At 44.3% G+C, this 12880-nt stretch carries 11 protein-coding genes; 7 read left to right on the top strand and 4 right to left on the bottom strand.

The window, feature by feature from the left end:
• Positions 1 to 19: 19 nt before the first annotated feature.
• Positions 20 to 619, bottom strand: a complete 600-nt coding sequence (locus tag FTD44_RS12520) for a thioredoxin family protein (RefSeq protein ID WP_222166776.1) — start codon at positions 617 to 619, stop codon at positions 20 to 22.
• Positions 620 to 800: 181 nt separating this feature from the next.
• On the opposite strand from FTD44_RS12520, the gene FTD44_RS12515 reads away from it, so the two are divergent.
• The gene (locus FTD44_RS12515) at positions 801 to 1364 is read left to right on the top strand and encodes a UbiX family flavin prenyltransferase (protein ID WP_222166775.1); all 564 of its coding nucleotides are present in this window, start codon (positions 801 to 803) and stop codon (positions 1362 to 1364) included.
• A gap of 104 nt (positions 1365 to 1468) precedes the next feature.
• Here FTD44_RS12515 and FTD44_RS12510 read toward each other — a convergent pair whose 3' ends face one another.
• Both FTD44_RS12510 and FTD44_RS12505 read right to left on the bottom strand, forming a co-directional pair.
• Positions 1469 to 2221: a LytR/AlgR family response regulator transcription factor gene (locus FTD44_RS12510; protein ID WP_222166774.1), complete on the bottom strand. Its 753-nt coding sequence runs from the start codon at positions 2219 to 2221 to the stop codon at positions 1469 to 1471.
• Positions 2199 to 4058, bottom strand: a complete 1860-nt coding sequence (locus FTD44_RS12505; RefSeq protein ID WP_222166773.1) for a tetratricopeptide repeat-containing sensor histidine kinase — start codon at positions 4056 to 4058, stop codon at positions 2199 to 2201. Before FTD44_RS12505 ends, FTD44_RS12510 begins: the two co-directional genes overlap by 23 nt.
• 153 nt (positions 4059 to 4211) lie before the next feature.
• Here FTD44_RS12505 and FTD44_RS12500 point away from each other — a divergent pair, with 153 nt between their 5' ends.
• The 4 genes from FTD44_RS12500 (at position 4212) to FTD44_RS12485 (ending at position 8348) form a co-directional block, all read left to right on the top strand.
• Entirely contained in the window at positions 4212 to 5165 is a 954-nt protein-coding gene (locus FTD44_RS12500; protein WP_222166772.1) for an SIMPL domain-containing protein, read from the top strand.
• 113 nt (positions 5166 to 5278) lie between these two features.
• Positions 5279 to 6451, top strand: coding sequence for a vWA domain-containing protein (locus FTD44_RS12495; protein ID WP_222166771.1), 1173 nt, complete (start codon positions 5279 to 5281; stop codon positions 6449 to 6451).
• A 102-nt stretch (positions 6452 to 6553) separates the two neighbouring features.
• Positions 6554 to 7972, top strand: a complete 1419-nt coding sequence (locus FTD44_RS12490; protein WP_222166770.1) for a serine hydrolase domain-containing protein — start codon at positions 6554 to 6556, stop codon at positions 7970 to 7972.
• A gap of 118 nt (positions 7973 to 8090) precedes the next feature.
• Positions 8091 to 8348 carry a hypothetical protein gene (locus tag FTD44_RS12485; protein WP_222166769.1) on the top strand — a complete coding sequence of 86 codons (258 nt, stop codon included), beginning with the start codon at positions 8091 to 8093 and terminating at the stop codon, positions 8346 to 8348.
• A gap of 87 nt (positions 8349 to 8435) precedes the next feature.
• Here the strand turns inward: FTD44_RS12485 and gyrB are convergent, their stop codons facing one another.
• Positions 8436 to 10418, bottom strand: a complete 1983-nt coding sequence (gyrB, locus tag FTD44_RS12480) for a DNA topoisomerase (ATP-hydrolyzing) subunit B (protein WP_222166768.1) — start codon at positions 10416 to 10418, stop codon at positions 8436 to 8438.
• Positions 10419 to 10683: 265 nt separating this feature from the next.
• Between gyrB and FTD44_RS12475 the strand changes: the two genes are divergently transcribed.
• Both FTD44_RS12475 and FTD44_RS12470 read left to right on the top strand, forming a co-directional pair.
• Complete coding sequence (locus tag FTD44_RS12475; protein WP_222166767.1) at positions 10684 to 11808, top strand: hypothetical protein; 1125 nt, start codon at positions 10684 to 10686, stop codon at positions 11806 to 11808.
• A 15-nt stretch (positions 11809 to 11823) separates the two neighbouring features.
• Positions 11824 to 12876: a sensor histidine kinase gene (locus FTD44_RS12470; RefSeq protein WP_222166766.1), complete on the top strand. Its 1053-nt coding sequence runs from the start codon at positions 11824 to 11826 to the stop codon at positions 12874 to 12876.
• Positions 12877 to 12880: the final 4 nt, after the last annotated feature.

Below are 12880 nucleotides of genomic sequence, written 5' to 3'. Positions count from 1 at the left end.
TTGTTTTATAAATATTGACTTAAGAATTAGGTGCCCAGGAAGGTTTGAAATCCCGCTGAAAATCCTGCCAGGTGGTCTTTTTAGGATATGCCTCCACAAAGAATTTCAGTATACTTTCCATCTGGTCAATACGCTGGTATCCCGGGATCGGATTCACAAAACTCAGGTTCTCTCCAAGGATAACCGTAGTCGGATAACTCATGCGTCCACCCATCATTTCTGCTGCCAGGCGATTAGCCCGCAGCTCCTGTTCGAAGGTGTACTCCTTGCCATAGAACTTTATAACGTCTTTGGTTTCGGCATCAAACTTCACCGCATAGAAGTGCTGGTTTACATATTTAATCAGCTCTTTATTGGTATACGTTTTAGAGTCCATTACCTTACACCATCCACACCAGGAAGTATAAAAATCGATCAACACCATCTTAGGTCTGGCCTTCATTTTAGCCTCCAGCTCTTCCATAGAGATCCATTGGATTTCGTTGGTATCTACCGCAGCATCTTTCACTACAGCAGATGTCGTTTTAGAAGACTTGGCTGTACTCTTTGTTTTTTTCTGTGCCCATAATGGTTGTGTAATACAACTTAAAGACAAGGCAGCAATTAACAGGTATTTCATAATTACAATTTCATGCGCTTAATAAGACCGGCATATCCGGCTCAGAGGTTTGTAAATTTAAGCTAAAAACCGCAATGAAAGCGTTAAGATTAGGGAAAGACCGGGACAAAAGTCTGCCGCAAGTCTGCTGTGCTACAGATTTAGCCGTACTTTTGCATAGCATTTAAACACATTATTCATCATGAAAATTGCAGTTGCCATTACCGGTGCCAGCGGATCGATCTATGCGAAACTTTTCCTGAAAAGCCTGAAAGCTTTGATCGATGAGGATCTCGCCATACAGGTAGACCTTGTATACAGTAAGAACGCATATACGGTGTGGAAAGAGGAACTGGATGATGAATCTTACAAAGAGTTCCCTTTTAAGATCTGGGAGACGCATGACTTCTATGCACCGTTTGCCTCAGGCAGTGCAGGATATGATGCGCTGGTGATCGTGCCCTGCAGTATGGGTACGCTGGGTCGTATTGCGACCGGCATCAGCGATAGCCTGGTGACCCGGGCAGCAGATGTAATGCTGAAGGAAAGACGTAAACTTATTTGTGTAATCCGTGAAACACCGTACAACCTGATACACATCAATAATATGAAAACGGTAACTGAAGCCGGTGGTATCATATGCCCTGCATCACCCAGCTTTTACAGCAAGCCTAAAGACCTTACAGAAGCGGCCATGACGGTTGTGGACCGTATTATAGGCCTGTTGGGCCTGCCAGGAAAAGGATATAAATGGGGAGAAAAATAAATCGGAATACCGCAACTGAGGCTTCTGCATGAGCACTTCCTTTATTGCCTAATCGCTGCTGCCCAATGTACCCTTCGAGTGCCTCAGAGTATGATAAGGCAGTCTTAAGCAAAAGCTTTCAGCAGCTGATCTTTATACCCGGCCGAAACCTCTATCTCACTGCCATCGGCCAGTACAACATAACCTCCAGTACCCTTATGGTATTTCTTCACGAAATGGATATTGATGATGTGCGACTTGTGAATGCGCACAAAAGGATAGGTCAGCAGTTCTTCAAAATGTTTTAAAAAGCGGCAGACCATTTTCTTGCTGCCATCTTCCATAAAGATATCTGTAAAATTGCCATTGCCTTTCAGGCGCATAATAGTCTTGTTCTGCACGACTTCAAAGCCATCAATAGTGGGCAGGATCAGCTTTTGCAGTTCAAAGTTGTTCTTGTTATTATCAATCACCACCTGGTTGCGGCGTATACCATCCTTCTGCTGTATGAGCTGACCAACTTTCTGTACGGCAACGATCAGTTCTTCTATACTGACCGGTTTCAGCAGATAATAGGCTGCACTCTGATTCAGGGCGCGCAAGGCATACTCAGAATAAGCAGTTACAAAGATTGTCTCAAAATCCAGATCACGACAGCCTTCCAGCACATCAAAGGCATTTCCAAAAGGCATTTCCACATCCAGGAATACCAGTTGCGGTTGCAGCTCATGCAATATGGCAATAGCATCAGTACAGTTATGGGCAATACCGGTAACCGTTACCTGCGGGCAATACTTGGCCAGGTAAGCTTTCAGTGCCTGCACCGCAGCCATTTCATCTTCTACAATAACGGCATTAATGGTCTGTATCTTCATCATTTTTTCTTTGTATGGGTAAGGTAAGGGTTACGGTCGTTCCGTTTTTGCCTTCACTGGAAAGGTCTTTCAGCTGGTAATTGATCTGTGTTTTATACAGGCTGTTCAGCAGTTCGATCCGCTCTTTGGTATTCTGCATGCCCAGTGATTTATAGGCTTTCTGGTTCTCTGTTTTCAGGGCCAGACTCTGCTCTATTCCAATGCCATTATCAGTTACAGTCATATAGAGCGTATTGCCCGCCTGCTTTATATTCAGCCACAGCTGGCCCTTATCTGTTTTATACCGTAGTCCATGCCAGATGGCATTCTCCAGGAAAGGTTGCAACAGCATATTGGGAATCATGATATCATGCGATTCTATATCATCGGCCACATTGATGTGGTATTCAAACTGGCTGCTGAATCGCTGATACTCCAGTGATAAATACTTTTGCAGGTGATCCAATTCTACACTCAGGGGCACAAAATCATGACTGGAATGCTCCATTACCGTACGCATCAGGCGAGAATAGGCATTGAGGTAGGCATTCGCTTTGCGGTCATCGTGCTCGGCAATAAACTGGTTCACACTATTAAGGCTGTTGAATACAAAATGCGGATTCATTTCTCTGCGCAAAGACTGCAGGCGAATCTGTTTATTTTTGCGCATAATGGCATAATATGCGCGCAGCATCAGCCCCAGGAACAGCAGGATGACCACGACAATAGCCAGCAGCAAATAATTGGAGCGGCGCGATTGTACAATAATCTCTTTCTGTAATTCCTTTTCGTTCTCCAGTTGCTTTATTTTCTGTGCCGATAATTCCACTGCTTTTTTATCCATAAGCGCGCTGTCCTTCAGCAAGAGTTCATCCATATCATCAAGGAACTGCAGCATAACAGACTGTGCTTTCCCGGACTCATTGGTCTGTATATAAAACTCGAGCAGATGTTTCAGGGCATTTTTGCCGGCTTGTGTATTATGTACTGATTTGGCGGTATCATAAGCCTTACGCAGGTTTTCTTCAGCCAGTACTTGATTTCCGGACTGCGCATATAATGTACCCAGTTGTGTATAGGCAGTAACCTTTAGTTTAGATTGCGTCTGGGCATCCGTATTTTTCACCAGGCTCTTATTCAGTGCAATGGCATCTTCGACCTTATTCTGCTGCACCAGCTGTCGGGAGAGCTGTTCCGCCGCGGCTTCGGTACCGGCATTGGATTTATCCTGTTGTTTTACGGCATTGGTCAATGAATTAATGGCTGCTTTACTATCTTCTACATTATTCTGAGAGGTGGCCAATTGTGTATAGGCATCGCTCATTTCCTGCTGTACATCGACCTGCTTATCTTTGGTCTTCTGCAACAGGGAAACATTATCCTGCGATAATTGCTGCTGGTATTTATAATTTGTTGTACGCAGCCGATTGGCATCATTATAGTTCAATTTGCGGTTCAGGCTTGTATTCGATCCTTTACCGGCAAGGTCATAGTTTTGAGCTGCCAGGTTCAATTTTGCCTGCATCTCCTGCGCCTTAGCTACTTTACGTTTGGCTGCAGAATACTCCCGGTCATTATTCTTTAACAGCACTGCTGCCTTTTCGAAATACCGCTCTGCCTCATTGTATTTTCCCTGTGTAAAAAATACATCTCCCATACGTATATACCCATCGGCCTGCTGCTGATTATTATCAGAGCTGATGTCTTTCTCGGCTTCACTGGCTATAGTACCCATGCTTTTTGCCTTGGGCAAACCCTTCTTCAAGGATTCGGTACTGGCAGGTGCAGACTGTGCCATCACTGAGCCGGTAAAGGCCAGTAAAAGCAACAATAACATACTCACTTCAAGACTTCGTTTCATCTGCATATTTTAAAAGATAAAATTATAACTAATTATCACAATGACCTCCTGTTTCACCAAGTCATACACTGCATTCACCCATTAGTACCTTCTGCACGCTATCTCACTGGCTACTTTTGAATTGTAAAATATCCCTCAATACAATTTTCCATTATGAAAAAACTCATTTTTGCCTTTACTGCTTTATGCTCCTCTTTGCTGTCCTCAGCACAGATCTCCGGCAATATCAATTACGAAGAAACGGTACACTACCCGGAACAAACCATTAGTGTAGGAGCGACGGCTGACCGCAACCTGTATATCAATATTAAAGGTATGCTCAATGTAAAACCGGATGTGCTGATCGCTACTTTTTCCGTTACACAAACCGGCAAAAGTGCACAGGAAGCACATGAGCTGATGGATAAGCGCATCAAAACGGCTACCGCCGCCATGCAGGCGCTTAAAGGGGCTCAGATCTATGTAGATATGATTTCCTGCGTACCGCTGTATCAGACGCAGGTAGAACAAAAAATCTTCAGTAAAAAGACCTACAATGAAGTACCTGCCGGATTTGAGCTCAAAAAGAATATACAGATAAGGCTCACCGACCCTGCACTGATGGATGAACTGATGGCCATCGCCGCGGAACAGGAAATATACGATCTGGTCAAAGTCGACTATACGGTACTGCGTATGGAAGAGCTGAAAAAAGAGTTGATGGCTAAGGCGCAGAAACTGGTCCTGGAGAAGATCAAATTCCAGGAAACACTGTTGGGTAGCAGCCTTACGGGCACTGACCGTACCTACAATGACGGCTTCAAAGTTTTCCTGCCTACAGAAATGTATAAACGCTATACTGCTTACCGCAACAACTCAATTACCGGTGGCGTTAACACCAATCGCTTTAATGCAGCGGATAAGAATACAAGCCTTTTTTATCAGCCGGTGATGGACAAGGAATTTGATTTCATCATCAACCCCGGAATACTGGAGCCATCGGTACAGATCCTGTACCAGGTGCAGCTTACGATTCTGAGAGATAAGGAAAAAGACAAGAAGCCGAATAAAGAATATATCCTGGTGAGTCCGGATGGTCAGTTCAAAACATTACCGTTACAACCGTAACATCAGTTTACCCTATTCTTTAGTTCATTCATCAAGTCATGCGGCATATTGACCCAGTTTGCCGAAAACACATCTGACAAGCAAATAGCTTTGTATCTATAAAAACAACTGTTATGAAAAAGATGATCCTTTGCGCCTGGACCGCGCTATATAGTATATCCTGCATCGGTGATGTTACCGCACAACAGCAGCAACGCAGACCGGTAAGCAGTTTTGACCGTCCGGTAGCTGCCCGTAAAACCAGGATACAGGTGGCCATTCTGCTCGATACTTCGGGTAGTATGGAGGGCCTGATCGAACAGGCAAAATCCCGTCTATGGAATATTATCAACAGCTTAAGCACCCTGCGTTTTCAGGGACAGCAACCACAGATCGAGATTGCTTTGTATGAGTATGGTAATGACGGCATCCCGGCCTCTAATCAATACGTGCGCATGATCAGTCCGCTGACAACAGACCTGGACCTGATCTCTGAAAAACTATTTGCCCTGCGCACCAATGGTGGTGAGGAGTATTGCGGTGCCGTGATCCGTAAAGCCACACAGCAGCTGGCCTGGTCGGATAGCCGCAATGATATACGGCTGATCTACATTGCGGGTAACGAACCGTTTACCCAAGGAAGTGTTTCGTATAAAGAGGCAATCGGTCTGAGCAACAGCAAAATGATCGGAACCAATACGATATACTGCGGCGATTATACGGAGGGTATCAACAGTTCATGGAAAGATGGTGCATTAAGAGGCAACGGTGAATATTTCAACATCAACTCCAATGAAAAGATCCGTTTTGTGGCGACTCCGTATGATGATGAAATTGCACAGTATAACGATCGCCTGAACAGTACTTATGTGCAATATGGCGCATCTGGTGCGATGAAAAAAGACATGCAGATGAATCAGGATGTAAATGCCTACAATGTAAGCCAGTCCTTAAAAGTAGAGCGTAGCATCAGTAAATCCAAAGCGGCATATAACAACCAGTCATGGGATCTGGTAGACCGGATGAAAACGGACAAAGGAGCCGTTAAAACGCTGGAGAAAAAATATCTACCTAAAGAACTGGATGGTAAATCAGAGGCAGAAATAGAAGCATACGTTGTGACCAAAACGAAAGAGCGCGAGGCCTACCAGGACAAGATCAATACGCTGGCGAAACAACGTCAGGCATACATTGACAAGAAGACCGCAGAAAATACGGCGGCCCAACAAGATGATCTGGGTACGGCAATCAATAATTCTATTATGAAACTGGCAAACAAGAAAGGCTATACTGTAGATAAAAACTAATAGCCGGAGCAGTGCGGGAGTGCAGGGATATCTATTACAACATACCGACGGACTCCCGCATTATTACTCCCATTATACTTTAACACCTTATTATTTATCTGCATGATCAAAATCAACTTATTACTACTCTTGTCCATTTGCTCACTCGTATGCTTTGGTCAGCACAAAAACCACGCACAACAGCTGGATAGTATTTTCGCTACACTGCATGCCCAGCATCAGTTTAACGGTTCGGTACTGATTGCGGAAAAAGGAAAGGTGATTTTGGAAAAAGGCTATGGCTATAGTAACGAACAGACAAAGGAACTGAATAATGCACAGACAATTTATGAACTGGCTTCCTGTTCTAAACAATTTACCGCTACAGCCATTGTACTGCTCAAACGGGAGGGCAAGCTAGACTATAAGGACCCGATCTCGAAATACCTGCCGGAACTGAGCTCCTGGAACAAGGTTACGATTGCAGATCTGCTCCGTCATACCAGTGGGCTGCCCGAATTTCTTGCAGATATGGATAACCATCAGGATAGCACTAAAATTGCGACCAATGCAGATGTGATCCGGTTTTATGCACAACGAAAAGATACACTCAGGTTCGAGCCAGGAAGCAGGCACCGTTACTGCAACACCAATTATGTGCTGCTGGCCAGTATCGTGGAGCGCGTATCAGGCAAGCCCTTTGCCGGTTTCCTGCAGCAGCGCATATTCAAGCCCCTGCATATGGATCACACGTTTATTTATAACCGCAAACAGCAACCACGCACTATAAAGAATATCGCAACGGGCTACGCCTGGGCCACCGGCTCTTTTAGAAAAATATCTTCAGACCAAAGGGAGTCCGGAGACTATTTTGTACGCACAGTTGACGGTGTGACTGGTACGGCAAAAGTAAATTCAACGGTAGCCGATATCTATAAATGGATAACAGCGCTTAAAAACAATACCTTCCTCACCAAAAGTGAATTTGAAGAAATGACGGCTGTCACACAAACCAGCTCTGGTAAGGACATTGCCTATGGATTCGGGTTTATGCTGTCTAAAGGAGCCAATAAATTTTCGTTCGGGCATAACGGCAGCTGGGATGGTTTTGCTACCCTCATCTTCCATAATATGCTGAAGGATCGCACCGTTATCATCCTGCAGAATTTCAAAATGGGTGCTTTCCCTTATAACAATATTGTGCAGGTATTGGAGGACAGTCCACAGGAAACGGAGTTCCATAAAAAGATTGCATTACCAGCGGCTACAGTACAACAATATACAGGTGTATACCAAACGGCTGATACCAGTGCCGGCGCAGAAGCCCACTCCATTACCTACCTGGATGGTCATTTACTATACAACACAGCCAGGAATACCTGGGACATGCGCTTCTATCCCATTTCGGAAACAAAATTCCAGGGCATCCGGCAGGCAAGTAATGATAGTTATTTACAATTTACACCTATGGAAAACGGAGACCTTAAACTTGAATTATTACAAGGCGGTAAAGTCATTGACAGCGGTATCCGCAAAAAATAAAAACCCCAATCCTACCACTATCAAAAGGGCGCTCACAGAGCGCTCTTTTTCTTAAGTATACACTAACTAGTGACAAAATAGTATATTCGTTAAATCTTTATTTAAAAAATAAGATTATATGAAAACAATGCTTACAATTTTCTGCACGCTTTTTTGTGCAAGTCTATTCACTTCCTGTGTAAAAGACTACGAATGTACCTGTGTCTATAAATATGATGATGGTACCATTGCTTCAGAACACATTGCAGTAGCTATTATCACGCAGGCCAAATCTAAAAAAGAAGCTGATATTAACTGCGGCGCTAAAAATAATGGTTCCACTGTAGTGGTAAATGGCCGGACTATGACTTCGTACTGCAATGCAGCACGCTACTAAACCTGGTTTCATTTATCTACCCTCATACAATAAACAAGGGCTTTCCAGATCGGAAAGCCCTTGTTTATTGTATTATATCAAATCTGATTAGATATCCAGTTTCGCATATTTAGCATTAGCTTCGATAAACTCTCGGCGTGGTGCTACTTCTTCACCCATCAGCATCGCAAATACGCTATCAGCTTCTGCAGCACTATCAATGGTTACCTGTTTCAGCGTACGGCTTGCAGGATTCATCGTTGTTTCCCAAAGCTGCTCTGCATTCATCTCACCAAGACCTTTGTATCGCTGAATGTTTACGCTATCTTCTTTACCACCTGCAGCCAGTTTTATAACCGCGGCTTTGCGTTGGTCTTCATTCCAGCTATACATCTGGTCTTTACCTTTCTTCACTAAATACAATGGTGGTTGTGCAAGGTATACATACCCCTGCTCTACCAGTTGCTTCATGTAGCGGAAGAAGAACGTCAGGATCAGCGTAGCGATGTGTGAACCATCGACATCGGCATCCGTCATGATGATTACTTTATGGTAACGCAGCTTGGTCAGGTTCAGCGCTTTCGGATCCTCTTCAGTACCTACTGTTACACCAAGTGCCGAATACATATTCTTGATCTCCTCATTTTCGTAGATCTTATGTTCCTGTGCCTTTTCTACGTTCAGAATTTTACCTCTTAATGGCAGGATGGCCTGGAAGGTACGGTCACGGCCTTGTTTGGCGGTACCACCTGCCGAATCCCCTTCCACAAGGTATAGCTCACAGCGTCCCGGATCTTTATCAGAACAGTCAGCCAGTTTACCCGGCATACCACCGCCGGTCAGTACGCTTTTACGCTGCACCATTTCACGGGCTTTTTTGGCTGCGGCACGTGCCTGTGCGGCCAGGATCACTTTATCAATGATCAGTTTGGCCTGCTTTGGATTTTCCTCCAGGTAGTGCTCCAGTACTTTGCTTACTGCCCCATCCACGATACCGCTCACTTCTGAGTTACCCAGCTTCGTTTTGGTCTGACCTTCGAACTGTGGCTCCGGCACTTTCACCGAAATGATTGCGCTTAAACCTTCACGGAAGTCATCTCCCAGGATTTCAACTTTTGCTTTTTCAAACAGTTTATTCTTATCGCCATACGCCTTAAATACACGCGTAATGGCTCTTCTGAAGCCGGATACGTGGGTTCCACCTTCAATAGTATTGATATTATTTACATAAGAGAAGAGATTCTCGCTGTAAGAGCTGTTATACTCCAATGCGACTTCTACCGATACAAATGCTTCCTGGTCGAAGCCCTGCATATATACCGGCTCCGGAATCAGCACATCTCTTTTCGCATTTTTATCCAGCAATTGGATGAACTCTACGATACCGCCCTCACTGAAGAATACTTCTGTCTGAGGCGCACCGTCGTCATCAACTTCCCGCTCATCGGTCAGGGTAATGCTGATACCTTTGTTCAGGAAAGACAGCTCACGTAAACGTGCCGCAAGGATATCTCTGCTATAAGTAGTAGTGGTGGTAAATATGGTATGGTCCGGCCAGAAATGCTGCTGGGTACCACGCTTGTCGGAAGTACCGATCTCCCGTACATCATATTGCGGAATACCGCATTTATACTCCTGCTCAAAAATTTTCCCTTCACGGAAAACCGTTGTATGCATGTGCGTGCTTAGGGCATTCACACAGCTTACCCCTACCCCGTGCAAACCACCGGATACTTTATAGGAATCTTTGTCGAATTTACCCCCTGCGTGCAGTACTGTCATTACGATCTCCAGGGCAGATTTACCTTCTTTCGCATTAATGCCCGTAGGGATACCACGGCCATCATCTTCTACGGAAATAGAGTTGTCGGGATAGATAACGACTTTGATATTTTTACAGTGTCCTGCCAAAGCCTCATCGATGGAGTTATCCACGACCTCATAAACCAGGTGGTGTAAGCCTTTCACACCCGTGTCCCCGATATACATTGAAGGGCGCTTACGCACCGCTTCCAAACCTTCCAATACCTGTATGGAATTGGCATCATATCCGGGCTGAACGGTCACATTTTCGTTGTTTTCCAAGCTCATTTGTGTGTTTTATATTTCCTTAAAACCGGGCCGCAACGGCCCTTCTTTGCTAATATGCGAAGATACGATTTAAATAGCAAAAAAAGACCATACTTATCCCCAAAACAAGCATAAAATGTAGATAAGTCTTTATATGTAAATACGGCCTGCCCCGAAGCAAAAAATATGCCCGAAATTGTTGCGTTTACAGTACATTTGTCGCAATTATGCTATACATTTATAGCTACATTAGGTAAATATACATATATCAAAACGCGTAAACACGATGTCTATAACGATCAGACCGATACATACCAAAGCCGATATTAAGAAATTTGTGCAATTCCCCTTTGATCTTTATAAAAACAACCGCTATTGGGTTCCCCCGATAAAGGATGATGAAGTAAAATCGCTGATGCCGGAAACCAACCCTGCCATGAAGTACTGCAAAACGTCTTTCTGGCTGGCCGAAGATGATGGCAAAGTGGTAGGTCGTGTTGGAGCGATCATTAATCCGGCTGCGAATGAAAAGTTCAATGAAAAGATGTGTCGCATTACCCGACTCGAATTCATTGATAATCCTGCAGTCTCTGCCTTATTACTGAAAACAGCGGAACAATGGGCTCTGGATCAGGGCATGGATGGTGTACACGGGCCTCTGGGCTTCACCAACCTGGATCACCAGGCTATGCTGATCGAAGGATTTGATCAATTACCTTCTATTGCATCGGAATACCATATGGATTATTACAAAAAGCATATGGAGGCGCAGGGTTATGAGAAGGAAATCGACTGGGTCGAGTTTAAACTGAAAGTACTGGAAGCGATCCCGGAGAAGGCCGTAAAACTGAATGATCTGATCAAGAAAAGATATAACTTAACGGTAAGAAGCTTTAGCAATAAAGATGAGTTAAAAACCGTAGCATTGCAGGTGTTTCACCTGCTGAATACAGCTTTTGACGAACTGTTCAGCTTTGTACAAATGCCGGATGATGTACTGCAATTCTACATCGGTAAATACATCGAGGTACTGAATCCGAAATTCGTGAAAGTGGTAGAAGATCCTGATAAAAACATCATTGGTTTCATTGTAAGCTTACCCTCTTTAAGCGAAGCGATGCAGAAAGCAAAAGGAAAACTATTCCCGTTTGGCTTTGTGCACATCATGAAGGCACTGAAAAAGCCTAAAGTTGCGGACCTGCTGCTGACGGGCATTCACCCGGACTGGCAGGCACAGGGCGTAAGCGCACTACTGATTACAGAACTGCAACACATCATGATTGAACATGGTGTGGAGTGGGTAGAAACGACCGGTATGATTGAGACCAATGAAAAAGCAATCAATCACTGGAAAAATTATGAGCATGTGCAGCACAAACGCAAGCGATGCTTCAGAAAAATGTTACGATAAACGAGAGCACATCCAATGCCCAATTCTATAAAATACCTGTCTCCGAAGATGATCTGCCTGCTGGCAGCATTTATACTGGCTTCCTCTCTTTCACTCCTGTCGCTGGCGATAGATGGTGAATGGACCCTGCCGGTCATCATTTTCGGAGTCTCTTTTGTATTGTCCTACCTGGTGTATAATTACTTCCTGCAGATCTTTATCGGCAGAAGACTGAAGCTGATTTACAAATTCATCTACAATACAAAGGCGGGTAAAAAGGAACAGTTTTTCTACGACAAAATTCTGCCGCAAAAGACTATAGAACAGGTAGAGAATGATGTAACCAAATGGGCGGAGAAAAAGAGTACTGAGATTGAGTTACTGAAAGTAAATGAGCAGTTCCGGAAAGAATTCCTGAGTAATCTGACGCATGAACTGCGTACGCCTATTTTTACCGTACAGGGCTATGTCCATACCCTATTGGACGGGGCCATTGAAGATGAAAACGTAAACCGCAAATTTCTTAAAAATGCCAGCAAGGGCCTGGACCGCCTGGTACAGCTGGCCAGTGACCTGGAGCAGATCTCAGCACTGGAAGCGGGCAATAATCCTTTGATTTATTCTAACTTTAAGATCATGAACCTCTTTAAGGACACTTACGAGGAGCTGATGCTGAAAGCCAAGGAGAAAAACATTCAACTGCTGTTTAAAGATGATGCGGATGAAAACCTGCTGGTGCATGCCGATCGGGAAAAGATACGCCAGGTGGTCGTGAACATTATTGAAAATGCGATCAAGTATGGCAATCAGAATGGCACCATAACAACCGGCTTCTGGGAGCTGGATCAGAAGAAGATCTACGTTGAGGTATCGGATGATGGTGTGGGCATTGAAGAACAGCATTTAAACCGCATTTTCGAACGTTTTTACCGTACCGACAAAAGCCGTAGCAGTGCAATACCGGGAACCGGATTAGGACTGGCTATTGTAAAACATATTATTGAAGCACACAGACAGATTATTAATGTAAGAAGTAAAGTTGGTGTAGGCTCCTCCTTCGGGTTCAGTCTTGCCAAAGGCAAACATTAAACGC

The organism is Edaphocola aurantiacus (genome assembly GCF_019797745.1).
Taxonomy (GTDB): Bacteria; Bacteroidota; Bacteroidia; order Chitinophagales; family Chitinophagaceae; genus Edaphocola; species Edaphocola aurantiacus.
The sequence above is the reverse complement of the archived record's forward strand: the minus strand, read 5'-3'. Positions and strand labels throughout refer to the sequence as shown.

Coding starts and splice junctions, on each gene's coding strand:
- FTD44_RS12520 (WP_222166776.1), bottom strand. CDS start 619: ATGAAATACCTGTTAATTGCTGCCTTGTCTTTAAGTTGTATTACACAA.
- FTD44_RS12515 (WP_222166775.1), top strand. CDS start 801: ATGAAAATTGCAGTTGCCATTACCGGTGCCAGCGGATCGATCTATGCG.
- FTD44_RS12510 (WP_222166774.1), bottom strand. CDS start 2,221: ATGATGAAGATACAGACCATTAATGCCGTTATTGTAGAAGATGAAATG.
- FTD44_RS12505 (WP_222166773.1), bottom strand. CDS start 4,058: ATGAAACGAAGTCTTGAAGTGAGTATGTTATTGTTGCTTTTACTGGCC.
- FTD44_RS12500 (WP_222166772.1), top strand. CDS start 4,212: ATGAAAAAACTCATTTTTGCCTTTACTGCTTTATGCTCCTCTTTGCTG.
- FTD44_RS12495 (WP_222166771.1), top strand. CDS start 5,279: ATGAAAAAGATGATCCTTTGCGCCTGGACCGCGCTATATAGTATATCC.
- FTD44_RS12490 (WP_222166770.1), top strand. CDS start 6,554: ATGATCAAAATCAACTTATTACTACTCTTGTCCATTTGCTCACTCGTA.
- FTD44_RS12485 (WP_222166769.1), top strand. CDS start 8,091: ATGAAAACAATGCTTACAATTTTCTGCACGCTTTTTTGTGCAAGTCTA.
- gyrB (WP_222166768.1), bottom strand. CDS start 10,418: ATGAGCTTGGAAAACAACGAAAATGTGACCGTTCAGCCCGGATATGAT.
- FTD44_RS12475 (WP_222166767.1), top strand. CDS start 10,684: ATGTCTATAACGATCAGACCGATACATACCAAAGCCGATATTAAGAAA.
- FTD44_RS12470 (WP_222166766.1), top strand. CDS start 11,824: ATGCCCAATTCTATAAAATACCTGTCTCCGAAGATGATCTGCCTGCTG.